Here is a 23,455-nt window from a genome sequence, read left to right as displayed (position 1 = left end):
ACTGATCCATCCCGGGTAGGGTGGGCCGGCAGGACCACGAGTTCGGGAGGTCGTCGCGGCCAGGCAGACCGGTCGTCAGCTCGTCGCCTCCAACCGGAGGGCGCAGCACGACTACACGATCCTCAAGACGTACGAGGCGGGCCTGGTGCTGGTCGGCACCGAGGTCAAGTCGCTGCGCGCCGGCCGGGTGTCCCTGGTCGACGCGTTCGCCCAGGAACACGACCGCGAACTGATGCTGCATGGGCTGCACATCGCCGAGTACGGCTTCGGAAGCTGGACCAACCACCAGCCGCGCCGGACCCGCAAGCTGCTGCTCAACCGGGTGGAGATCGACCGGATCCTGGACCGGCTCCGCGAGGGTGGGTTGACCCTGGTGCCGCTGTCGCTGTATTTCGCCGACGGCTGGGCGAAGGTCGAACTGGGTCTCGCCCGGGGCCGGAAGTCCTACGACAAGCGGCAGGCCCTGGCCGAGCGGGACGCCAACCGGGAGATCGCCCGCGAGCTGGGTCGGCGTCTCAAAGGGCGGCGTCCGGGTCGGTCAGGCTGACCAGCCGGCTGCGCTGCGCCAACGGGTGGGTGTCCAGCACCTCCCGCATCAGCTCCGCCATCTCCCGGGCCGAGGGCCCGTAGAAGTAGAGCGCGGTCTCCCGGGGGCCCTGCCAGTAGGAGTGCATCCCACCGCGCTCCCCCAGCCGTGCGATGAGCTGCCCGATCAGCTCGTTGATGTCGGACTCGGCGTACACCTGCTCGGGCAGGTCGGTGCCGTTGAGGTAGAGCCCGACACCCTCGCTGAGCCCGAAGACCACCGGCCCGTTGTCGCCGAGCCGAGCGGTCGAGCCCCGGGGCGCGCCGAGCTGCTGCAACACGTCGACGACCAGAGCCAGCCCGGCCTCGGAGTCACCGGCGAGGTCGATGGCCACGTCGCAGGACAGCGGCTCACCGTCGGGGCTCATCATCGTGCCGCCGCCGACGATCTCGCTGCCCGGCGCCCGGGCCTCCAGCACCTCCTGCAGCGGGTCCTCGTAGACCTCGCCACGGTCGAGCGGGCGCAGGCGGGCGTTCAAAGTGATCTCCAGAGTCGGCATGCCGGGGATGGTACGGAGGCGGGCCGACAGAACCGGGAAGGACGGGAGACCGGCCGTGAAATCGCTCGCCGACCGGCAGGCCCCGCCGCTACCGTCCTGGCGGTGACAGTCGTTCCGCACCGGCAGATCCGCGCCAGCTTCGACGCGGACAGCATCACCGTGTACCAGGCGTACAGCCCTGTGATCGCCGAGGCGGCGGTGCGCGACGGGCGGTTCGGTGCCGGGTTCAAACGGGACCGGATGACCTGGATCAAGCCGTCGTTTCGCTGGATGATGTACCGCAGCGGCTGGGCCGGCAAGCCCGGCCAGGAACGGGTACTGGCGGTCCGGATCCGACGCGCGGGGTTCGAGTGGGCGCTGGCCAACGGTGCCCTGAGCAGCTATGAGCCGGCGGTCCACGCCGACCGGGCGCAGTGGCGGGCGGGTCTGCGCGCGCCGGTGCGCGTGCAGTGGGATCCGGAGCGGGACCTGCACCTGCGACCGCTGCCGCACCGGGCCATCCAGGTCGGGCTCTCTGGTCCGGCGGTGCACCGGTACGTCGACGAGTGGGCCGTCACGATCACCGACGTCACCGACCGGTGCCGGGAGATCCACCGGCTGGTCGTGGCCGGTGACCTGGTGGCCGCCACCGACCTGCTCCCGGTCGAGCGGCCGTACCCCGTTGTGGCCGGTGCGTGGGGTGCCGGGCTGCCGGCGGACCCGACGGTTACCGACCCGCAGGCCGGGTAGACCACGGCCCGGCTCAGCTCCAGCGGGCGAGCAGCGCGGCGCAGTACGCGTCGACCCCCATCGCCGGTACCGACCGCCGGTACCGGTGGACGGCGCCGACCCCCCGGTTAACCGTGGGCTCCCACCGGCGCAGCGGCAACCAGCCCGCGACGTGTGCCTCGTGCCGGGGCGTACCCGCCCGGCCGTGACCGCTGACATCGTGCCGGACGGTGGGCCGCAGGCCGAGTCGGCGGAAGTGGACGTGCCGGGTGAAGGTGCGCCCCAGCGCCCGCAGATCGGCGTCGGTGAAGACCTCGGGCAACTGCGGCGTCGACCGGTACAGCACCGCGAAGTCGATGTCGATCAGGGCGTGGGTGACGTCCTCGGCCTTGGGCACGGCGTGGAACTCCGGCCGGTAGCGGGAGCCGTCACCGGCCGGGTCGCCGGTCCGCGTCCAGCCCTGGTGGACCCGACCGAACGACGGCCAGTAGGGCCAGACCAGCGCGTCGCCCTGCGGCTGGAACTGCCGGCGCAGGGTGTGGGCCAGGGCCGTCGCACGGTCGACGTAGCAGCGGTCGCCGGTGACCGCGGCGAGCTGGATCAGCGTCCGGCCGACCGCGAGGAACTCGTTGGTGGGTAACTCGGCGCCGGCGAACGACACCGGCTCGTCGGGCAGCCAGGTGTAGTGGGCGTCGCCCTCGGCGGAGACCCGCCACTGGTGGTCGTGTACGGCGAGGGCCTCGTGCACCACGGCCAGGTAGTCGTCGACGCGGCCGGCGACGTCGTCCGGTACGGCGTCCGGTCGTTCCCGGGCCAGCCGGGCCAGGCCGGCGAGTGGGTAGGTGATCATTCCGGTCTGCGCGGCCAGGGCGACCCGGGCCGGCCGGCACGGGTAGCGGCCGGGACGGGGTCGGCGGTCACCGGCGGGCGGGCCGGACGCGACGGGCAGGTCCACGGTCACCGGCGTCGCCGGCCGGTGCTGGAGGTAGGCGACGCGGTCGGCCCGCCGGGGGTCGTCCGGGTCCAGGCTGAGCTGCGCCAGCAGGATCGGCGGGCGGCCACCGGCCCGGTTGACGGTGAGGTCGAACCGGCTGTCGCCGGCCGGGGTCACCTCGACCACCGCGTCGGCGGTGTGCGGCGGGCAGAGGTGGACGTGCAGGGCGTCGACGCCCGTGCCGTCGGGGATGATCGCGGTGGCCACGGTGTACGGGCCGGCCGAACTCCACACCGGCAGGCTGAGGCCCCGGTGCTCGCGGACGCCCCGGAGGTGGTCCCGGGCGGCGATGACGCCGTCGGCCATCCGCGCCAGCCGGCGGGCGAAGCCCGGGTCACCGGTCGCCTCGGCCATCAGCAGATAGGCGTGCATCCGCCAGGAGAGCCCCCAGCCCAGCGCACCGGTGTCGTTGTGCGGGGTGGTTGTCGGCCCGTCGGTGACCGGACCCGAGAGCAGCGTCTCCACCGATTCGAAGAATTGCACGGCAGAATTCCGTCGGCGGGAACCAGCCGGTGAGGGAAGTGAATCAGGATCAGCGATCCTGGAATTGCGGAATGCACGCAGCACCGCAGAATTGTGGCACCGGAATGCGTTCCGTGGGGGGCGTGCCGATTCCGTCGGGGAATACCTAGTGGTCGGGGGTGGACGGACCGTTCCCGCGCAGCAGGTCGGTGTGGGCGGCGCGCAGCCGGGCGAGCGCCGGGTCGCTGCCCGGCGGGATCCTCCGGTCGAGCTCGGCCCAGACCTCGGCGAGGGCGTCGGTGGCCGCCCGCAACTCGGCCGCGTGCCGGCGGGCGCTCCGCTGGTGCAGCTCGTCGAGCCGACGGGCCCACCCGGCGGAGACCGCGCGGAGCCGCTCGGCGTCGGCCCGGGTCTGGGCCATGGTGCGGGCGGCCGGGGCCGGGACGATCGCGGCGACCGGGCGGGGATCGCCGTCGCGGGTGACGACGGTGACCGTGTCGGTCAACTCGGCCATGGCGAGAAGTTGGGTGAGTCGGGTGCGGACCTCGCGCATCGGCAGGGTGCGCGGCTGGTCGCGGTGGTCGGTGAGAGCGGGGGCAGCCATACCGTCATGCTGAACCCCGGGTACGACATTAATGTCCGACGATGATCGAATGCCCTGCCGCCCGCCGGTTCACATCTCTTCCGGGTCGTCCGCCGTACCCCACCGACCCCGCACTGTGTACCCGGTGCCGGTCGGCACCCGACAGCATCGCCCGGCCGGGCCCGTCACCGTCCTCGCTGGTGGCGGGCCCGGTGCCGGTCCATCGCCGGCCACCGCGCTGACAGATCCGGCCCAGAACGTTGACGGCGCGGCGACGGCCGCCCTAGCGTGCCCCTCACCACGCATGTCATCGCTCCCTTTTCGATGACAGTCGGTGAGGAGGAAGTGGTGAAGTCACGTATTCTGCTGGCCTCGCTGGTCGCGGCCAGCTCGACCCTGTTCGCCGTACCGGCGGTCGCGGCCCCCTCGGACGGGGCGCTCGCACCGATGGTCGCGGCCCGCGCCGGGCAGGGCGTACGCCCGGTGCCGGGCGCCTACATCGTCCGGCTCCGCCCGGAGGCCGACCCGCGCGGCCTCGCCCGGGCGCTGCTGGTCACCCCCGAGTTCGTCTACTCCACGGCGGTCAACGGATTCGCCGCCGAACTGACCGACGGGCAGGTGCAGGCGCTGCGCCGCAACCCGGCGGTGCTCTCGGTCGAGCAGGACGCATGGCTGGACGACGTCCCGGAGGGTACCCAGACCAACCCGCCGTCCTGGGGGCTGGACCGCATCGACCAGCGCAACCTGCCGCTGTCCGCCAGCTACACCACGACCGCGACCGGCGCCGGGGTACACGCGTACGTGATCGACACCGGCATCGACGTGACCCACCCGGACTTCGAGGGCCGGGCCAGCTTCGACTTCAACGCCATCGACCGGCGCAACACCGACTGCGACGGGCACGGCACCCACGTGGCCGGCACGATCGGCTCCCGGACGTACGGGGTCGCCAAGGGCGTCCGCCTGCACGCGGTCAAGATGCTCAACTGCCAGGGGTCGGGGAAGACCTCCGCCACGATCAGCGCCATCGACTGGGTGACCGCCAACGCGGTCAAGCCGGCCGTGGCGAACACCTCGTGGAACTGGACCTACTCGGTCACCCTGGCCGACGCGATCAGCGCCATGATGGACTCCGGGGTCTTCCTGGCCACCTCCGCCGGCAACACCGGCGCCGACTCGTGCGACCGGCTGCCGAGGGCGGTCACCGCCGCTGTCGCGGTCGCCGCCTCCACCAGCACCGACGCCCGGGCCAGCTACTCCTCCACCGGCGCCTGTGTGGACCTGTACGCCCCGGGCTCGTCGATCCTGTCGACCCAGCCGAACAACACCACGGCGGTCTTCAACGGCACGTCGATGGCCACCCCGCACGTCGCCGGCATCGCGGCGCTCTACAAGAGCACGAACGGGGACGTGCCGCAGGCCACCCTGCACAGCTGGCTGGTGGGCAACGCCACCACCGGGGTCGTCCAGGGCGACCTGGCCGGTACGCCGAACCGGTTGGTGCACACCGGCAACCTCTGAGACGTACCCCGTCGAGGTGGGGTGGACGGCGCTTGCCGACCACCCCACCTCGTGTCGTGGACGCTCCGCTGCGGGCACCGAACAGGATAGTAACGGACCTGGCCGAATCAACAGTCGCTTACCAGCTTTCCTTGACCCTTCATGATCGAGGCACTTACGGTTGTGACCGTAATCTCTAGAAGGGATACGCTGTGCCTCTTGCCCCACTCGCCCGGCGCACCGCTCTGGCCGCGACGCTGACCCTGCTCACCACCACGGCCGCCTTCGCGGTGGCCGTTCCGGGACAGGCCACCACCACGGCCACCGAAACGCTCCTCGGCGTGCCGCACCACAGTCTCAGCATCTACGGAGCGACCTTCGGTTCCACCCCCGACGGTGACTACGCGTACGCGGTCGCCCGGGGTACACCCGGCGCCCTGAGCGTCGTCGACACCCGGACCGCGACGGTGGTCCGCACCATGGAACTGCCCGGCGCGGCCGGGGCGTGGGGCGGCACCGTCACCGACGACGGCACGGTCTACCTCGGCGTGGACGGCAAGCTCTTCCGCTACCGGCCGGGTGCGCAGGGCGTGGAGGACCTCGGCACCCCCGTGCCCGGGGAGACCACCGCCTGGCGACTGACCACCGACGGCCAGCGGGTCTTCGTCGGTACCTTCCCCAACGGCAAGGTCTACTCCTACGACCACGGCACGGACCAGGTACGCGACTACGGCCAGGTCTGGCCCGGCGAGCAGTACGTGCGCAGCCTCGGCATCTCGGCCGGCAAGCTCTACGCGGGTCTCGGCACGGTGGCCCGGGTCGTGGAGATCGACATCACCAGCGGCGCCCGGCGGGAGATTCCGCTGCCGGAGAAGTACCGTGCCGAGCAGTTCGTCTACGACCTCGACGTGCACCGGCAGCAGATGTTCGTCCGGCTGGCCAACAGCAACCAGGTGCTGGTGTACGACCTGAAGACCGGCGCCTGGACCGGTGAGCTGGGTACCGGCCGGGGACTGGACTTCTCCCCGCCGGACGAGAACGGCAACGTCTACTTCTCCTCCGGCACCGGTCAGCTGATGGCGTACAACCTGGACAGCCGGACGGTCACCCCGACCAGTTTCACCAGCTTCGGCACCTCGCGTGACTTCGGCTGGACGCACCTCGGCGGGCGTGACTGGCCCGGCCGGACCCTGGTCACCATCGACCTGGGCGGCAAGCTGTCCTACTACAACCCGAGGACCGGGGCGACGAAGACCGCCCGGCCCGGCATAACCGGCCGCCCGGTGCAGTTGCAGACCGTGACCGCCGGCCCGGACGGCCGAATCTGGTCGAGCGCCTACCCCAGTGGCGGGATCACCGCCTTCGACCCGGCCACCGGCACCTTCGCGGAGAACGCGGGCGCGCTCGGCCAGGCCGAGGGGATCTACGCCTACCAGGGCAAGCTCTACGCGGGTGTCTACCCGGGTGCCACCCTCTTCGAGATCGACCCGACCCGGCCGATCGCGGCCGGCAGCAACCCGCGCCGGATCGGCTCGCTGACGGCCGAGCAGCAGGACCGGCCGTTCGCCATCACCGGCGTCGGCAACCGGGTCGCCTTCGGCACCATCCCCCAGTACGGCCAGCTCGGCGGGGCGCTGGCCCTGATCGACCCGGCCACCGGCGCCCGCGAGGTGCACCGCAACGTGGTGCCGAACCAGAGCGTCACCGCACTGACCACCATGGGCGGCCTGATCCTCGGCGGTACCGGCATCTGGGGCGGGCTGGGCAGCACCCCGACCGAGACCGAGGCGCGGCTGTTCCTCTGGGACCCGGCCACCGCCACCAAGGTCTGGGAGGGACCGGTCCTGCCGGGCGCGAAGGCGGTCACCCAGCTGATCGCCGCGCCGGACGGCAAGGTCTGGGGTGCGACCAGCGGTACCCTCTTCGAGTTCGACCCGGCGACCCGGACGGTGCTGCGCTCGGTGGAGATCGAGCCGTTCGACTGGCAGGGGACCCACGTCTGGCGCAGTGACCACCTGGCCTTCGCCCCGGACGGCGATCTCTGCGGCAACTTCCGCAACACCATCGCCTGCGTCGACCCGGCGACCCTGACCGTGGAGAAGCTGGTCACCGGGATCAACGACATCTGGACCATGGACGCCCAGGGTGACATGTACTACGCCCGGGGCTCCGAGCTGTACCGGCTCAGCCGCTGACCACCGGCCCCGGAGGGTGGCGTCCCGTGCCACCCTCCGGGGCACCGACGGCGGGTCGGCACGGCGGAGCCGCGCCGATACCGTCCACCCCACCACTAGGGTCGGATTCCATGGCACTGATCCACTGCGACTTCTTCGCCGAGTCGCTCGGCCTGAGCACCTCGATGACCGTGCTCCTGCCCCAGCAGACCTCGTCCCAGATCGGCCTGGCCGGTACCTCCCCGGCCGGCGACCCACCCGTCCTCTACCTGCTGCACGGCCTCAGCGACGACCACACCATCTGGCTGCGTCGCACCTCCATCGAGCGGTACGTCGCACCGTTGGGGCTGGCGGTGGTGATGCCGCAGGTCGGCCGCAGCTTCTACACCGACGAGGAACACGGCAACCGGTACTGGACCTTCCTCAGCGAGGAACTACCGCAGCTCTGCCGGAGTTTCTTCCGCCTGTCGGACCGCCCCTCGGACACCTTCGTCGCCGGCCTCTCCATGGGCGGGTACGGGGCGGTCAAGTGGGCACTGCGCCACCCGGACCGGTTCGCGGCGGCGGCCAGCCTCTCCGGGGTGCTGGACGTCGCGGGCCGGGGCCCGGATTCGGACCGCCCCCTGGACGCCCGGGTCTGGCACACCGTCTTCGGTGACCGGCCGGTCGGCGGCAGCGACGACGACGTGCTGCACCTGCTCGACACCGCCGATCCGGCCCGGATCCCGCCGCTGTACCTGGCCTGCGGCACCGAGGACTTCCTCTACGACGACAACGTGCGGTTCAGCACCGCGGCCCGGGAGCGTGGCCTCCCGGTGACCGTCGGATTCGGTCCGGGCGACCACGACTGGGCCTACTGGGACCGCACCGTCCGCGACGTGCTGGCCTGGCTGCCACTGTCCACGCGGTAACCCCGGCGACCATTCCCATCCCGGTTTTCCGCGACGGCCCCCGACTCGACGAATGACATCGTCGGTATCGTTCCGGGAATGCGGCAGCCGAAAACGCGAGCCTGGTGGATGGTGCCGCCGCTGGGTCAGGTCAGTCATCTCGTCGGCGTACCGCCGGAACTGCTGGAAATCGCGCTGGATCCCCTACCCGACGGCGCGCCGGCCATTGTCCGTTTCCGCCCACCGGTCAAGGTCTGCGCCGCCGACCAGATGACGATTCTCCTCACCGAGCTGGACCGGGCTGCGGTCGCACTGTTCCCACGCTGGTTGCCGGGTGCGGACCGGCTCGGCGCCCCGGACCGGCTGGGCGTCGACGCGGTCCGGACCCTGGCCGCCCGGGCAGCCGCCCGATCGTCGCACTTCGGTCCGTTCCTCACCGAGCTGGCCGAGCGCGGCCTGCACGGTGCGGGCGGCGATGCCGACGTGTCACGGTTCCCGGCTGAGGTCCGGGCGACGGGGCTGGCCCGGGTCATCGCCGAGGCGTACCGGCGGTCGTCCACGGTCCTCCTGGTCCAGGTGCCCGACGACCGCACGGCAGCCGACGAACGGGCACTCACCGCCACCGCCGAGTGGTTGGTGCAGCACGGCCGGTTCACGGTGTGGCTCACCGGCGCCCCGCTGCGCACAGTGGACCGGGTACGTGAGGTCCGGCTCCACCTGCCGTCCGGCCTGACCCGGCTCGCGACGGAGACGGCGCTGGCCGGCGTGGGGCCGGGCGACGGGTCAGCGGCCGAAGGACGCGGGCCGATCGTGGTACCGGAGCGTCCGGCCGCTCCCACACCGGTACTCAGTTGTCCGACCCTGGCCGGCCTGCCCCGCGCCGACAGTGCGGCCGAGCAGGCCCTGGAACGGGCGTTGGCCCGGCACGGGTGGGCGCGCGGTCGGCGGTGGAACCAGATCCACGAGTGGCACATTCTCGGTCGGCCGTACCGGCTGGATCTCTGCTGGGCGGTCGAGGGTCTTGTCGTGGAGGTGGATGGACCCGAGCACCGCGGGCCCATAAAGTTTGCCGACGATCGGCAGCGCGACGTCCAACTGCAACTTCTCGGGTACGACGTGCTGCGGTTCACCAATGAGCAGGTGCTGTCCGACATCCACACCGTGGTGCGGCAGATCCGACAATTGCTGGTCCGACGGCGGGCAGCGGACCGCAGCCAGTGGAATGGAGCATGATGTCGACCGTTGTGGACGTTCCGAGCCTGACGCCGAATCAGATCAACGCCCTGGTGGTGCTGATGGTGGAGGCGCGTGAGCTGACCAACAGTGAGCTGAAGGAACTCGCCGGTTTCACGCTGACCGGTAAGGACAACAGGAAGCTGGTCGACGAGGGCCTGGTCACGACCGACCGGTCGCACCGGCCGTTCACCCACGAGTTGACCGACCGGGGTTGGCGGGTCCTGCGGCAGCTGCACACGGTGCCGCCGCCCAAAGCAGGCGGGGCCGCCACCCGGTCGCTCTTCGCCGTGCTGCGGAACACGCACCGGGCACTGGACCGGCTGCGGGTCAGCCCGGCTGACTTCTTCACGCAGACGCCCACGACCGCAGCGGCAGCCACCGTGGATCTGGTCGGTCTGGTCCGGGCCGCGTACCAGGATCTCGCGGGATCGCCGGGGGCCTGGGTCGGCCTCGCCGACCTGCGGGAACGGCTGGCTGGTCAGGACCGTGGCGCGGTGGACGAGGCGCTGCGGACGCTGGTCGGGCAGCCCGGTGTCCGGATCATCCCGGTGGCGAACACCAAGGCGCTGACCGCCCGGGACCGGGCTGCGGCGGTGCGGATCGGTGACGAGGACAACCACACCCTGTCGATCGGGCCGGCGTGATCGCTCCCGACGAGCGCGCGGCGCTGGAGGCCCTCAGCTTCAACCCGGCGGCCACCCCGGACGACGTGTGGCGCCCCTCCCCCTACGACGTACCGGAGCTGCACGAGCGGGTGGTCCGGGAGATCCTCAGCGGGGTGGGCCGGGCGCGTACCGCCGACGACATCTCCCCACTCGGCGTGGCCATGCAGGGCCGGGCCGGCTCGGGCAAGACCCACCTGCTCGGTGCGGTGCGGGACCGGATCCAGCGCGACGGCGGGTACTTCTTCCTGGTCGGCATGATCAGCGGACGGACCTTCTGGGAGAGCGTGGCACTCTCCCTGGTGGAGGGGATGGGCCGGGACGCGATCGGTTGGGGCACCCAGCTCAAGACGTACCTGCGCCGGCTCACCTCCCAACTGGGCATTCCGGCCGAGGTGCGCGACGCGGTCGCCGGTACCCGGCCGCTGGCCCGCGAGGAGCTGGACACCTTCATCCGGGCGCTGCGGACGCACCACCGGGAGGTGGGTCGGGACGCGCAGGACACGGCGCGGGCGCTGGTACTGCACAACGCGCAGGACTTCGCAGCACAGGATGTCGGGTACGCCCACCTCATCTCCGAGGTGGGTGATCCGGCCGGCAGGGCAGCCTGGGGTCTGACCCCGGCGATCCGCAGCCCGCAGCAGATCGTGCAGGACATCTCCCGACTGATGGCGCTCACGCTGGATCCGACCGTGATCGCGGTCGACCAGCTCGACACGCTGTTCGCGCAGACCAGCACGTCCCTGTTCGACCCGCACGCCGCGTTGGAGGACGGCCAGGCGAAGATCGTGGGGCCGGTGGCCGACGGACTGCTGACCCTGCGGGACATCACCCGGCGCACGCTGACCGTGGTGTCCTGCCTACCCGACACCTGGGTTCTGCTGACCAGGAGCGCGCCGACGCCGGTCGCCGACCGGTTCCGGGAGGCGGTACTGCCGGACCGGATCCCCAGTGCGGAGATCGGCCGGGCGATCGTCGAGAAGCGGTTCGCGCTGGCGTTCGCCGGACAGCACTTCGTACCGCCCTATCCGACCTGGCCGATCACTGCCGGGGCGTTCGTCGACGCGCCGAGCCTGACCCCGCGTGCGCTGCTGCGGCGGGTGGACCGGCATGTCCTGTCCTGCCGGGACCGGGACGAGGTGACCGAGCTGGACCGCCTGATCGACGGCGGAGGTGCGACACCGGCCGGTACCGTACGCACCCCGGTCACCGGGACGGCGGATCTGGGGTCGTTGGACCGTCGCTTCGCCGAACTGGTCGACTCGGCGCAGATCCTCGACGCGCTCGACCCGCAGACCGAGGACGAACGGGTACCGGCGCTGCTCGGAGCGGGCCTCGCCGCCTGGATCGGTGAGCAGGCCCCGACCGGGGCGGCATACCGGCACGACCCGTTGCCGGGCCGGCGGCCCGCGCTGCACGCCCGGCTCGTCGAGGTGCTGGACGAGGCCACCGAGAACGAGGCCCACTGGTGTTTCCGGGCCGTCGCCAGCAGCAACGCCATCGCGGTGATCAGCCGGGTCCGGGCGGCGTGCATGATGGCCGGGCTGGACCGGGAGGTGCCGCAGCGACGGCTGGTGCTGCTGCGAAACGGCCCCTGGCCGACCGGTCGACGTACCGGCGAGGTACTCGCCGCGTTCGAAGCCGCCGGTGGTGTCGTGCACGCCGTCGCGGAACGCGACCTGCGGGTCTTCGCCGCCCTGGCGGAGATGGCCACGACATCCGACGCCCGGTTCGAGGAGTGGCTGGTGAGCCGCCGTCCGGCGAGCGACACCGCCCTCTTCCGGGCGGTGCTGGATCGGCCGACCGGGATGGCGGCTGCGGCACCGGCCGGCCCACCGGACGCCAGGGCGGCGACGGTCGGCGGACCGGCCGCGAAGGTGGCCGGCCCCGGCGGGTACGGGGTGATCGGCCCCGGCGGGTACGGCGTCGCCGCTCCGCACCCCTGCGGCCCGGCGGACGACGACCGGACCGGGTACGGGGCGCGGATCCGGCTCGGCCGGGCCACCGACGACGGGCAGCCGTTCGAGATCGACCTGGAGTCGCTGCGCCGGCACAGCGTCATCTTCGCCGGATCCGGTTCCGGTAAGACGGTGCTGATCCGTCGCCTGGTCGAGGAGTGTGCCCGACAGGGTGTCTCCTCGATCGTGCTGGATCCCAACAACGATCTGGCCCGGTTGGGTGACCCGTGGCCGGAGCCGCCGGAGGGCTGGTGGCCCGGGGACGATGCCCGGGCCCGGGACTACCTCGACCACACCGAGGTGGTGGTCTGGACCCCGCGCGTGACGGCCGGTCGGCCGCTCAGTTTCCAGCCGCTGCCGGACTTCGCCCCGGTCCGTGACTCACCCGACGAGTTCGACCAGGCCATCCGCTCGGCGGTGGAGGCGCTCGCGCCCCGCGCCGGGGTGGACCGGTCGACCAAACTCGCCCATCAGGGCAAAGCGGTGCTCACCGAGGCACTCATGGCGTACGCCAGGAGCGGTCTCACCGGTCTGCCGGGCTTCGTGGAGTTCCTCGACGCCCTGCCCGACGGGGTCAGCCGGATGGCCCGGGCCGACCGGCTGGCCCACGAGGTGGCCGAGACGCTCAAGGCGGCCATGGTCACCGATCCCCTCTTCGGTGGGGCGGGCACCCCGGCCGATCCGGGTGTGCTGCTGACCCCGGCGCCGGGCCGACGGGCCCGGGTCTCAGTGATCAACTTCGTCGGGCTCAACTCCGACGAGCAGCGGCAGAGCTTCGTCAACCAGTTGCAGATGGCGCTCTTCGCCTGGATCAAGCGACACCCGGCCGGCGACCGCCCGCTCGGCGGGTTGTTCGTGATGGACGAGGCGCAGACGCTCGCTCCGTCGACCGGGAACACCCCGTGCACGGCCAGTTCGATCGCACTCGCCGCGCAGGCCAGGAAGTACGGTCTGGGGCTGGTCTTCGCCACCCAGGCACCGAAGGGACTGCACAACCAGATCTCCGGCAACGCGACCACGCAGTTCTTCGGGTTGCTGAACGCGCCGGCCCAGATCGAGGCGGCCCGCGAACTGGCCCAGGCCAAGGGCGGCCGACTGCCCGACATCGGGCTGATGCGCAGCGGTCAGTTCTACGCCGCCGGGGAGGGCTTCCGGTTCGTCAAGGTCGACGTCCCACTCTGCCTGACCCACCACCCGAAGGCGCCACTCACCCCGGAGGAGGTCGTCGCGCGGGCCGGTTGACGAAGGGCCGGGGCGCACCGGAGGGTAGACCCGCCTCCCGTGCGCCCCGGCAACCGGTCATCGGATCAACGGCCCGAAGATCCCGGAGCGTGGTCAGCGCCGACGGGCGCGGACGGCCAGCCATTCCCGGGACTCCCGTCGGTTCAGTGCCCAGAGAACCCAGACCACCAGGCCGACGCCGACAATGGTGATCGCGCCGAACACACCGAGGGAGGCCGCGAAGAGCAGTCCGGAGAGCACGAGAACGAGATGGCCGGACCAGGGCCGACGCTGTACCAGTCCGGCGGCGACGGCGGCACAGGCCAGCGCCAATGTCACGAAGAAGATCCCGGCGGCCAGTGTGCCATCCTCGACCAGCATGTGCAGGAACGCGGCCAGGATGAAAAGGACCGCCAGAATTCCGAAGATGACCACGGTGGTCAGCACGGCACCCGGCATCGGTGGCCGTAGGGTGCGCCCGATTCCCCAACCGTCCCGGTGATTCCGCCCGTTCTCCACCCGACAATTGTCGTCCATATCCGGCGCCGACCCCGCGTGTCAGAAAGACGACAATAAATTTCCCGAACAGACATTGCGGTACGGATACGCCCGCGCCACGAAGACCGCCGAGATCGCACGGCCAACACCCCCCTCAATTACGCTCGGTAACCGAGTGGCGGCTGACGGCGGACCACCCGTCGCCCCTCGCCAGCCGACCGGGGAACCAGCCGGTGCCGGCCCGTCCGGACCCACTACGAGCAGTAGCGAGACCCGTGAGACGATCGGACCTGCTCAAGTGGAGCACCGACAAGGGTGGGCCGGCAGGCCGACCCGTACCCGACTGAACCACTGGAGACCGATGGGCGCCGACCACACCCGTGCCGCTCGACCCACCCCACCCCGGGTGCGCCGGATCCTGCTCGCGACCGTGGTGCCGCTCTTCGTGGCCACGGTGGTCGCCGCCGGGGTGCTCTGGCCGCGGGACACCCCGACCCTGGACGGCGTTGACGACGTGCCACGCCACCACGGCACGGTCACCCGGGTGGTGACCGAACCGTGCCCGCCGCCCGAGGCCACCCCGGAGGGGGCCCCGCCGGGTCCGCAGGGGCCCTGCGGCACGGTCACGGTCCGGGTCGGGGACGGACCGGACGCGGGCCACGAGGTCGAGGCACCGGTACCGGCCGGTCCGGGAGCACCGTCCGTCGCCGTCGGCGACGAGATCATCCTGGTGGAGTTGATTGATCCGGCCGATCCGGAGGCGACCAGCTACAACATCGCCGAGCACCAGCGTGGCGAGCCGCTGCTCTGGCTGGCCGCGGTGTTCGCCGCCGCCATCGTGGCGTTCGGGCGCTGGCGGGGTCTGGCCGCACTGGCCGGACTGGGTGCCAGCTTCGCCATCCTGCTGACCTTCGTGCTGCCGGGGATCAGCGCCGGCCGGTCCCCGCTGCTGGTCGCGGTCGTGGGCGCGGCACTGATCATGTTCGTGGTGCTCTACCTGACCCACGGGGTCACCGCCCAGACCTCGGTCGCGGTGCTCGGGACGCTGGGCAGCCTGGTACTCACCGGCGTGCTCGGCGCCGTCGCCACCGCCGCGACCCATCTGACCGGGTACGGCAGCGAGGACGCCACCACGCTGTCGATGCTCCAGGCCGACATCGACCTGCGCGGCATCCTGCTGGCCGGGATCATCATCGGTTCGCTCGGGGTGCTCGACGATGTCACCGTCACCCAGGCGGCGACGGTGACCGAACTGGCCCACGCCAACCCGGGACTCTCCCGGCTCCAGCTCTACCGGGCGGCGACCCGGGTCGGCCGGGCGCACATCGCCTCCACGGTCAACACCATCGTGCTGGCCTATGCGGGCGCGTCGCTGCCGCTGCTGCTCCTGCTCGTCGCCGATTCGCGTCCGGTCGGGCAGATCCTGACCAGTGAGTTCCTGGCCCAGGAGATCGTCCGCAGCGGCGTGGCGACGCTCGGGCTGATCGCTGCGGTACCGCTGACCACCGGCCTGGCGGCGCTGGTCAGCACGGCGGGCCGGCGGGCCGCGTCCACCGCCGAGACCGACGGCGGCAGCCTCCCCGCGCCCCGATCCACTACCGAGCGTGACGAGGCGTTGGAGGCCCTGAGCCAGCCGCGTACCGCTGGCCGCTCCACCACGGACCGGGACACCGCCGACTGGACGGCGCCGGAATGAACACGCAGACGACACTCTCCATTTCCGCAGCGTGACCATCGGCTGATGGTTCTGTAGACCGTGCCACTACCCTCGGACACCTTGTGCGAAATAACGGTTTTAAGGGGCTTCCCGCGTGGATCACCGGGTCGGGTCTCGGGTAACCTCGCTGCCGGTCACCGCCGAAGGCGCGAGCGGCGTCTGCGGTGCCACCGCCCAATCGTCGAAGGACGAGCCGGGGAACCAGGTACCTGGGGTGAATCCGCGTCAGCGGTCGGGGCCACTTCCGCTCCGAACCCGTCAGCTAACCCGGTCGGCGGTCAACGGAAGGGAATGATGTGACGGCACCCCTGCGCCGCTGGTTAAGACCTGTGGTGGCCGTATTCGCCGCCCTGGCCATCGTCTCCGGGCCCCTGCCGGCGACAGCCGCGCCCTCGGCGCCGAAACCGTCGGGGCACGAGGACGACACACCTCTGCTCAGCGACGTGCTGGAATCAACCAACCGCAGCTATGCGCAGGCTACGGCGAGGTTGAAGAAGTCCGAGGAACGCCAGAAGGCGCTCGCTTGGGAGGTCCGGCGCGCCCAGGCCGAACTGGACGCGCTCGCCCCCCAGGTCGGGCAGATCGCCGCACAGTCGTACCGGTCCGGCCGGATCGGCGCGATGGCCTTCCTCCTGGACAGCGGTTCGCCGGACTCGTTCGTTGAGCGCGCCGCCGCGCTCGACGAACTGAACATGGTGAACGCGCAGAAGCTGGCCAAGGTCCAGCAGGCCAAGAACGACGCCGAGCAGGCGAAGTTGGCCCTGGACGCCGAGGTCCGCGAGCAGCAGAAGCAGCGGAACATCATCGCCAAGCAGAAGCGTGACGCGGAGAAGGCGCTGGCGCTGCTGGGCGGTCCGGGGCTGACCGGAGGCATGGTGGTCGCCACCTCGCCGGTCGCCCGGATGGCCCCCGGCCGGGACGCGGACGGTGACTGGCGGCCGGAGTCGTGCAGCGAGAACGACCCGACCACCGGCGGCTGTGTCACCCCACGCACCCTGCACATGTACAAGGAGGTCAAGCGGGCCGGCTTCAACCGCTTCGTCGGTTGCTACCGGCCCGGCGGCCCCTGGGAGCACCCCAAGGGCCGGGCCTGCGACTGGTCGCTGATGAACAGTGGCTTCCGGTCGGCGTACAACAACGACACGAAGAAGTACGGCAACGACCTGACGGCGTTCCTGGTCCGGAACGCCGACCGGCTCGGTATCTACTACGTGATCTGGTACAAGCAGATCTGGTTCCCGGCGACCGGCTGGAAGTCCTACAGCGGGCCGTCGGACCATACCGACCACGTGCACGTGTCGCTGCTGTAACGACGCACCGGTACGCCGAGGGGCCGTCCGGCCGGGAGACCGTGCGGGGCGGCCCTTCGGCGTACCGGCCCGACGACCCCGGGTCAACTGCCACGTGCGCTTCCCCGACACCGACGTTCATGCAATGCTCTTGCACATGTTGACTGCCGATGCCGTCTCTCTGCACGCCTATCAGCAGGGTGAAGGGCCGCGACTCGACCCCCGGACCGGCGAGCTGATCTTCGTGGACATCGCCGGTCACACCCTGCACCGCAGCCGCCTGTCCGGCGGCACGCTGGTACCGGTCGGCAGGTACGACCTCGGTGAGCCGGTCGGTGCCGTCGCCCCGCTCGCCGCGCCCGGTGCGGGCTGGCTGGTGGCCGTCACCGACGGCTTCGTGCACCTCGCCGAGGACGGCACGCGCACGGTGCTGCACGCCGGCCTGGCCGCCGACCACGGCCAGATGAACGACGGCGCCTGCGACCCCGCCGGACGGTTCCACTGCGGCTCGCAGAGCCGGCTCCGTCAACCGGTGGCCCGGCTCCACCGGCTGGACACCGACGGGTCGGTACACGTGGCCCTGACCGGGGTGACCGTCTCCAACGGCATCGGCTTCACCGCCGACGGCACGACCATGTACTACATCGACACCCTGCCGGCCCGCAGCCTGGAGTCGTTCGACGTGCACCCCGACGGCAGCCTGGGCCGGCGCCGGACGGTGACCCGGGTGGCCGGCGGCAACCCGGACGGGCTGGCGGTCGACGACGAGGGCGGCATCTGGGTGGCGGTCTGGGACGGCTGGGCGGTGCACCGGTACGCGCCGGACGGCCGACTGCTCGCCGAGGTGCGACTGCCGGTGGCCCGCCCCACCGCGGTGGCGTTCGCCGGCTCCACGCTGCTGGTCACCACCGCGTACCACGGTCTCGACGCCGCCCAGCGGGCCGCGCAGCCGGACGCCGGCCGGATCTTCGCGGTCGATGCCGGGGTCGGCGGGCCGGCGGCCCACCCGTGGCGCGGCCGACCGCCGCTGCGGTGATGGCCGGCTGGTCGGCCGGGGCCTAGCTGGCTGCCGGCGCCACGCAGGTGCGCCGGCCACCGAGGTAAGTGGCGCGATGGTGCCGCGCGGCACGAGGATGGGTAGGCGGTACCCGCGACGACGCGGCCGGTCAGGTCGACGGCAGCAGCGGGCGCAGGGCCGGCAGCGCCGCCGGGTCGGCCAGCGCCGCGCCGAGCGCCACCATCGCCGCCCCGGCCGCCAGATAGCCCGGGGCGTCGCCCGGTCGCACCCCGCCGGTGGCGACGATGCGCAGCCGGGGAAAGGGGCCGAGGACCCCCGCGATCCACTCCGGGCCGAGCGCCGAGGCGGGGAACGCCTTCGCCCAGTGGCAACCGGCGCGGAGCGCCCGCTGGGCCTCCGTCGGGGTGGCTACTCCGGGCAGGTGCGGCAGCCCGGCGTGCAGGCTGGCGGCCAGCACCTCCGGGTCGAAGCCGGGCGCCACGGTGTACGCCGCTCCGGCGGCCGCCGCCGCGGTGACCTGTTCCGGGGTCACCACGGTGCCGGCCCCCACCGCCAGGCCGCGGCGGGCACCGGCCGCCACCGCAGCCGTGAGGGCGGGCAACTGTCCCGGTTCACCGATCGGTACCTCGAGGGCGGTGACCCCGAGGTCCCAGGCCGCGGTGGCCAGGGCGACGGTGCGGTCCGGGTCGTAGCCCCGGAGGATGGCCATCACCCGCGTGCTGCCGAAGAGTTCGTCGAGGGTCTTCACGGTCGGATCTCCTGAAGGTCGACGGGGAGCCGGACGGTGTCGCCGACGGTACCGAGCACGGCGGCGGCGACCCGGTGACCGAGCCCCAGCCGGGCCGGCACGTCCGCCCCGCGCAGCAGCGCGGCGAGGTAGCCGGCGGCGAACGCGTCCCCGGCACCGACCGGTTCGACCACCCGCACCGGGACGGCCGGCACGAAGGTGTCCCCCTCGGTGGCGCCGATCGCGCCGTCCTTGACCACCACGGCGCCCGCGCCGGGCAGCACGGCCCGCACCTCGGCCGGGTCGGTGCAGCCCCAGAGCCGCTGGGCCTCGTCGAGGCCGACGAAGACGATGTCGGCCCGGTCGGCCAGCTCGGCGAGGACGGTGGCCGCCTCGTCCGGGCCGGACCAGAGTGCCGGGCGGTGGTTGACGTCGAAGCTGACCAGCGCGCCCCGGACCGGCCGGTCGACCAGCGTGTGCCGGACCAGGTCCCGGGCCTGCGGGGAGAGCGCCGGGGTGACCCCGGTCAGGTGGACCAGCCGCGCGGTCGGTGGGAGCATTCCCCGGTGCAGCCGGGCTCCGGCCGAGCCACGGCGCAGGTAGTGCACGGTGGTGCCGTCCGGTGCGGGATCCTTGAAGAAGACCCCGGTCGGATGGGCGGGGTCGGTCTCCGCGCCGCCGACGTCGACCCCGGCGGCGGCGATGCGGTCGAGCACCAGCCGCCCGAGCGGGTCGTCGCCGACCCGGCCCCGCCAGGCGACGGTCACGCCGAGCTGGGCCAGGCCGATCGCCACGTTGGATTCCGCGCCGGCCACGTCGAGCTGCGCCGGTCCACCGTGGTGCAGGCGGGCCGGGGGTACCGGCGCGACCAGTGCCATGGTTTCGCCGATGCAGTACGCGTCAGTCATCGAGGAACCTCCGCCGCAGGTCGGCGCGGAGGAAGGCGGCCGGCGAGGCGATGGAGAGTCCCCCGTCGACGGGGACGACCGTGCCGGTGACGAACGACGCGGCCGGCGAGGCGAGGAAGCAGACCACCGAGGCGATCTCCTCCGGGGTGCCGATCCGGCCGAGCGGATAGCCGGCTGCGGCGTCCGGCGCCGTGGCCGGGGCGATCATGCCGGGGGCGACCGCGTTGACCCGTATCCCTCGCGGCCCGTACTCCAGGGCGAGCTGGCGGACCAGCCCCTCCAGTCCGGCCTTGGCGGCGGCGTACGCCGGCACCCCCGGCGCGGCCAGGGTGCCGTTGACGCTGGAGACGGCGACGATGGCGGCGCCGGGCCGCAGGTGCGGCAGGGCGGCCCGGGTGACCTGGAAGGCGGTGCCGAGGGTGGCGTCCAGGGCGGCCCGCCACGCGTCGTCAGTGGTCCTGGTGATCGGGGCGACCGGCATCACGGCAGCGGCCAGGATCAGCACGTCCAGCCGGCCGGCGGTGGTGAGCGCGGTATCGACCGCCTGCCGTGCACCGTCCGGGGTGGCGCAGTCGCCGACCACGTCGTGGTAACCGTCGACGGAAGCCAGGCTGGCACCGGTGACGGTGTGGCCGGTGTCGGTGAGCTGGGCCTGGATGGCACGGCCCAGCGGCGACGAGGCACCGACGACCAGTGCGCCACGGTGATCGGGCATCCTGCTCCTCAACGGTCGATGTGCCGGCCCGTGACGTGGGCGGCAACAGCGGCTAGAGTGTCATAGCTGGCAACTCACTTTCAAGGGGTGCACGTGGTTTCCGATAACGCCTCCAACCAGAGCGTGCTTCGCGCCGCCGCGGTGCTCGACGCCTTCACCCACGGGCGCCCCGAGCTACGGGTCACCGACGTGGCCAAGGCGACCGGGCTGGGCCTGTCGACCACCTCACGGTTGCTGGCAACTTTGGAGTCGTTGGAGTTCGTGGAGCGGGACCCGATGTCCAACCTCTACCGGCTCGGCGCCAAGACGATCACCCTCGGCGGCATCGCGGTGAACCAGATGCCGGTGCACCGGGCCACCCGGCAGATCGTGCAGAACCTGGCCCGCGAGCACGGCCTCGGCGCCAACGTCGCGATCCGCCGTGGCGACCGGGTCTTCTACGTGGCCAACTTCGAGGGACCGCTTTCCCCCCGGTCGTTCACGCTGGTCGGGCAGAGCAACCCGCTACACGCCACCGGTCTGGGTAAGAGCCTGCTCACCGGTCTGGATCCCGCCGCCCGCCGGTCCCTGCTGCCGGGCCCACTGCCCGCGTTCACCCACCGGACCATCACCGACCCGACCGCCCTCGACGCGGAGTTGGACCGGATCGCCGCCCGGGGGTACGCCACCGAACTGGAGGAACTGGCGCTGGGCCGGGCCTGTGTCGCCGCCCCGATCCGGGGCGGCTCCGGGGAGGTCGTGGCGGCGCTGTCCATCTCCGGGCCGCTCTCCGCGATCGACCTGACCCACCGCGAGGCACAGCTCGCCTCGGCCGCCATCGAGGCCGCCGACGCGGTGAGTGTCAGCCTCGGTCACCACGGTCCGGCCGCACTGACCACCTTCGTCTGACCGTCAGGTGCCCGGTGCCGCACACCGGCACCGGGCACCTGACGTTTCACAGGCCGGTCGCGGCCAGGATCGCGTCCAGCTCGGCCACGGTCACGTCGTCGACCGGCTGGGCGGGGGCCCGCACCGTCGCGGTGGCGATGACCCCCCGGCGGACCAGCACGTGCTTGTGGATGGCCCAGGCCAGCCCCGGCTGGAGGCCGTACCGGATGAGCGGCAGCAACCGGTTGAACCCGTCGTACGCCTGGTCGCGCAGCCCCTTGGCCCAGTCGTCGAGCACCGGACGCAGCGCGTCGGCGAACTCGCAGGCCGGCATGGTGCCGACCGCGCCGCGCGCGTACTCCTCCAGCAGGAAGAGCGCGTTCTGCCCGCCGAAGACGGCGAACCCGGGGGCCGCCCGGCCGACCGCGCCACACTTCGGGGCGGTCGGCGGTGTCTCCACCTTGACCGCGTCCACCCCGGGCAGTGCGGCCAGCTCGGCCAGCAGCGGCACCGGCATCTGCACCCCGGTCATGTTCGGCGCGTCCTGCACCATCACCGGTACCGGCACCTGCGCCGCGAGCCCACCGTAGAAGTCGATCAGCTGCGCGGGGGACGGCTTGACCATGTACGGCGGCAGCACCATCAACCCGGCCGCCCCGTGCTCGGCCGCCTGCTGGGCCTGTTCCACGGCGGCCGGCAGGCCGGTGGCGTTGACCCCGACCACCACCGGCACGGCGCGGCCGACGACGGTGTCCACGGCGTCGAGGATCTGCTCCCGGTCGTGGGCGGAGAGCGCGAACGTCTCGCTGGCGAAGCCGAACAGGGCGATGCCGTCCACCCCGCAGGCGAGCTGGAACTCCAGCAGCCGGTGCAGGTCGGCGACGGCCAGGGCGCCGTCGGGGGCGAACGGGGTGGCGAGGATCGGTACGAGGCCGGTCACGGGGAACGTCACCGGGTCACCTCCGCGAGCTTGTCGGGGTCGATGTCGATGCCGAGGCCGGGGCCGTCCGGCACGGTGAAGCCGGCCGGGCCGTGCCGCAGCGGCTCGCGCAGCAGCTGGTTACCGACCGGGAACGGGTTCGGCTGGTACTCCATGGCCACCAGCTCGGGGGTCGCGGCGCAGACGTGCAGCGCGGCGGCGAGCGCGATCGAGCCGGCGACCGAGTGATGCGGTGCCACCGGTACGTGGGCGGCGTCGCAGAGCTGCACGAACGCCATCCCCTCGGTGATCCCGGTACGGCCGATGTCGGGCTGGCAGATGTGCAGGGCCCGGCGGCGCAACCAGTGCTCCGCCTCGTACCGGCTGCGCAGCGCCTCGCCCACGGCGATCGGGGTGCGGACCGCGAGGGCCAGGTCCCGGTGGCCCTCCACGTCCTCCGGGGCGAGCGGGGCCTCCAGGAACCAGGCGCCCCGTTCGTCCAGGCCGTGCGCGAGCCGGCGGGCGTCGAAGAGCCGGTACGCCCAGTGCGCGTCGAGTGCGATCCGCACCCCGGGTACGGCGGCGGCGACCGCGTCGTAGGTGGCCAGGTCTGCCTCGACCCCGGCGCCGAGGTGCAGCTTGACCGCGGTCATGCCCTCCTCGGCGGCGGCCTGGGCGGCGGCCGAGGCGCGTTCGGCGTCGGTGACGCCCGGCAGCCCGGAGCGGTACGACGGGACGACCGTGCGGAAGGCACCGCCGAGCAGTTCGTGGACGGGTACGCCGAGGGCCCGGCCACGCAGGTCCCACAGTGCGGTGTCGACGGCGGCCACGGCGTCGGCCTGGTGCCCGCTGAGGTGGCCGCGGACCCGCATGAGCTGGCGCATCCGGTGCTGGAGCACCGCGACGCCGGCCGGATCCTCGCCGAGCAGGGCCGGGGTGAGCAGTTGGTTGACGAGGGTGGCGACCGCCTCGGTGCCGACCGGGGTCAGCGCCTCCCCCCAGCCGACCAGGCCCTCGTCGGTGTGCACGGAGACGATCAGGGTCTCCAGGTCACGGGGGTAGAGCGTGTTCCTCGGGGGGAGCACCCGGTAGTCGGGCCACCCGGACAGGGCCCGTTCGGGGCGGTCCCCCAGATAGGTCGCCGCGGCCTGCCGGACTACGTACGTGCGTACGTGGCTGATCTTCATGGTGCCTCGCGGGATAGATGTTTCCAGCCTGTTGACGGTGTGCAACAGACACGCCTACTCTTCCGCAGTACGAGAGTGAATTGCAAGATGCGGTTCCAAGTCTTCGGTTAGTGCAAGCCGGACCCAAGAGGAGTCAA

Annotated in this window: 20 protein-coding genes, 1 pseudogene and 1 riboswitch; of the genes and pseudogenes, 12 read left to right on the top strand and 9 right to left on the bottom strand. The window is 72.2% G+C overall.

Annotated elements, in window-relative coordinates; all coding sequences use genetic code 11:
* Window positions 1-61: 61 nt before the first annotated feature.
* Window positions 62-547, top strand: a pseudogene (gene smpB / locus V6U90_RS20305) (SsrA-binding protein SmpB); the annotation flags it as partial.
* On the opposite strand, the gene V6U90_RS20300 reads toward smpB, so the two are convergent.
* Window positions 516-1,085, bottom strand: a complete 570-nt coding sequence (locus tag V6U90_RS20300) for a hypothetical protein (RefSeq protein ID WP_334438817.1) — start codon at window positions 1,083-1,085, stop codon at window positions 516-518. The pseudogene smpB and the gene V6U90_RS20300 overlap by 32 nt on opposite strands.
* A gap of 96 nt (window positions 1,086-1,181) precedes the next feature.
* On the opposite strand from V6U90_RS20300, the gene V6U90_RS20295 reads away from it, so the two are divergent.
* On the top strand, window positions 1,182-1,814 hold the full coding sequence (locus tag V6U90_RS20295; RefSeq protein ID WP_442933630.1) for a DUF4291 domain-containing protein: 633 nt from the start codon (window positions 1,182-1,184) through the stop codon (window positions 1,812-1,814).
* A gap of 13 nt (window positions 1,815-1,827) precedes the next feature.
* On the opposite strand, the gene V6U90_RS20290 is transcribed toward V6U90_RS20295, so the two are convergent.
* Both V6U90_RS20290 and V6U90_RS20285 read right to left on the bottom strand, forming a co-directional pair.
* The gene (locus V6U90_RS20290) at window positions 1,828-3,270 is read right to left on the bottom strand and encodes a hypothetical protein (RefSeq protein WP_334438813.1); all 1,443 of its coding nucleotides are present in this window, start codon (window positions 3,268-3,270) and stop codon (window positions 1,828-1,830) included.
* Between the two features lie 145 nt (window positions 3,271-3,415).
* A complete protein-coding gene (locus tag V6U90_RS20285; RefSeq protein WP_334438810.1) occupies window positions 3,416-3,853 on the bottom strand; it encodes a type II toxin-antitoxin system Phd/YefM family antitoxin in 438 nt (145 codons plus the stop codon).
* Between the two features lie 327 nt (window positions 3,854-4,180).
* On the opposite strand from V6U90_RS20285, the gene V6U90_RS20280 reads away from it, so the two are divergent.
* The 6 genes from V6U90_RS20280 to V6U90_RS20255 all read left to right on the top strand — a co-directional run bounded on the left by V6U90_RS20280 (window position 4,181) and on the right by V6U90_RS20255 (window position 13,494).
* Window positions 4,181-5,353, top strand: a complete 1,173-nt coding sequence (locus tag V6U90_RS20280; RefSeq protein WP_334438808.1) for a S8 family peptidase — start codon at window positions 4,181-4,183, stop codon at window positions 5,351-5,353.
* A gap of 191 nt (window positions 5,354-5,544) precedes the next feature.
* On the top strand, window positions 5,545-7,527 hold the full coding sequence (locus V6U90_RS20275; protein ID WP_334438806.1) for a hypothetical protein: 1,983 nt from the start codon (window positions 5,545-5,547) through the stop codon (window positions 7,525-7,527).
* A gap of 110 nt (window positions 7,528-7,637) precedes the next feature.
* Window positions 7,638-8,417: an alpha/beta hydrolase gene (locus tag V6U90_RS20270; RefSeq protein WP_334438803.1), complete on the top strand. Its 780-nt coding sequence runs from the start codon at window positions 7,638-7,640 to the stop codon at window positions 8,415-8,417.
* Between the two features lie 78 nt (window positions 8,418-8,495).
* Window positions 8,496-9,629, top strand: coding sequence for an endonuclease domain-containing protein (locus tag V6U90_RS20265; protein WP_334438800.1), 1,134 nt, complete (start codon window positions 8,496-8,498; stop codon window positions 9,627-9,629).
* The gene (locus V6U90_RS20260) at window positions 9,629-10,276 is read left to right on the top strand and encodes a hypothetical protein (protein WP_334438797.1); all 648 of its coding nucleotides are present in this window, start codon (window positions 9,629-9,631) and stop codon (window positions 10,274-10,276) included. Before V6U90_RS20265 ends, V6U90_RS20260 begins: the two co-directional genes overlap by 1 nt.
* Window positions 10,273-13,494, top strand: coding sequence for an ATP-binding protein (locus V6U90_RS20255; protein ID WP_334438794.1), 3,222 nt, complete (start codon window positions 10,273-10,275; stop codon window positions 13,492-13,494). Before V6U90_RS20260 ends, V6U90_RS20255 begins: the two co-directional genes overlap by 4 nt.
* 93 nt (window positions 13,495-13,587) lie before the next feature.
* On the opposite strand, the gene V6U90_RS20250 is transcribed toward V6U90_RS20255, so the two are convergent.
* Entirely contained in the window at window positions 13,588-13,932 is a 345-nt protein-coding gene (locus tag V6U90_RS20250) for a hypothetical protein (RefSeq protein ID WP_334438791.1), read from the bottom strand.
* Window positions 13,933-14,332: 400 nt separating this feature from the next.
* Here V6U90_RS20250 and V6U90_RS20245 point away from each other — a divergent pair, with 400 nt between their 5' ends.
* From V6U90_RS20245 to V6U90_RS20235, 3 genes are all read left to right on the top strand, one after another.
* Complete coding sequence (locus tag V6U90_RS20245; RefSeq protein ID WP_334438788.1) at window positions 14,333-15,667, top strand: YibE/F family protein; 1,335 nt, start codon at window positions 14,333-14,335, stop codon at window positions 15,665-15,667.
* A gap of 182 nt (window positions 15,668-15,849) precedes the next feature.
* Window positions 15,850-15,980: riboswitch (cyclic di-AMP (ydaO/yuaA leader) on the top strand.
* Window positions 15,981-15,984: 4 nt separating this feature from the next.
* Window positions 15,985-16,998, top strand: coding sequence for a coiled-coil domain-containing protein (locus V6U90_RS20240; RefSeq protein ID WP_334438785.1), 1,014 nt, complete (start codon window positions 15,985-15,987; stop codon window positions 16,996-16,998).
* Between the two features lie 136 nt (window positions 16,999-17,134).
* Window positions 17,135-18,013 carry an SMP-30/gluconolactonase/LRE family protein gene (locus V6U90_RS20235; RefSeq protein ID WP_334438782.1) on the top strand — a complete coding sequence of 293 codons (879 nt, stop codon included), beginning with the start codon at window positions 17,135-17,137 and terminating at the stop codon, window positions 18,011-18,013.
* 130 nt (window positions 18,014-18,143) lie between these two features.
* On the opposite strand, the gene V6U90_RS20230 is transcribed toward V6U90_RS20235, so the two are convergent.
* The 3 genes from V6U90_RS20230 to V6U90_RS20220 are packed head-to-tail and all read right to left on the bottom strand — an operon-like array spanning window position 18,144 to window position 20,345.
* Window positions 18,144-18,743, bottom strand: coding sequence for a bifunctional 4-hydroxy-2-oxoglutarate aldolase/2-dehydro-3-deoxy-phosphogluconate aldolase (locus V6U90_RS20230; RefSeq protein WP_334438779.1), 600 nt, complete (start codon window positions 18,741-18,743; stop codon window positions 18,144-18,146).
* Window positions 18,740-19,630 (bottom strand): sugar kinase, encoded by an 891-nt coding sequence (locus tag V6U90_RS20225; protein ID WP_334438776.1) that lies wholly within the window; start codon window positions 19,628-19,630, stop codon window positions 18,740-18,742. Before V6U90_RS20225 ends, V6U90_RS20230 begins: the two co-directional genes overlap by 4 nt.
* The gene (locus V6U90_RS20220) at window positions 19,623-20,345 is read right to left on the bottom strand and encodes an SDR family NAD(P)-dependent oxidoreductase (RefSeq protein WP_334438774.1); all 723 of its coding nucleotides are present in this window, start codon (window positions 20,343-20,345) and stop codon (window positions 19,623-19,625) included. The genes V6U90_RS20225 and V6U90_RS20220 overlap by 8 nt, the downstream gene beginning before the upstream one ends.
* Before the next feature lie 93 nt (window positions 20,346-20,438).
* On the opposite strand from V6U90_RS20220, the gene V6U90_RS20215 reads away from it, so the two are divergent.
* Window positions 20,439-21,233 (top strand): IclR family transcriptional regulator, encoded by a 795-nt coding sequence (locus V6U90_RS20215; protein ID WP_334438771.1) that lies wholly within the window; start codon window positions 20,439-20,441, stop codon window positions 21,231-21,233.
* Between the two features lie 46 nt (window positions 21,234-21,279).
* Here V6U90_RS20215 and V6U90_RS20210 read toward each other — a convergent pair whose 3' ends face one another.
* Both V6U90_RS20210 and V6U90_RS20205 read right to left on the bottom strand, forming a co-directional pair.
* Complete coding sequence (locus V6U90_RS20210; protein WP_334438768.1) at window positions 21,280-22,164, bottom strand: dihydrodipicolinate synthase family protein; 885 nt, start codon at window positions 22,162-22,164, stop codon at window positions 21,280-21,282.
* Window positions 22,161-23,318: a mandelate racemase/muconate lactonizing enzyme family protein gene (locus tag V6U90_RS20205; RefSeq protein WP_334438766.1), complete on the bottom strand. Its 1,158-nt coding sequence runs from the start codon at window positions 23,316-23,318 to the stop codon at window positions 22,161-22,163. The genes V6U90_RS20210 and V6U90_RS20205 overlap by 4 nt, the downstream gene beginning before the upstream one ends.
* Between the last annotated feature and the right edge of the window lie 137 nt (window positions 23,319-23,455).

This window comes from Micromonospora sp. CPCC 206060 (assembly GCF_036906895.1).
Taxonomy (GTDB): Bacteria; Actinomycetota; Actinomycetes; order Mycobacteriales; family Micromonosporaceae; genus Micromonospora.
Note: the sequence above shows the minus strand (reverse complement) of the source record. Positions and strands in the feature narration are given on the sequence as shown.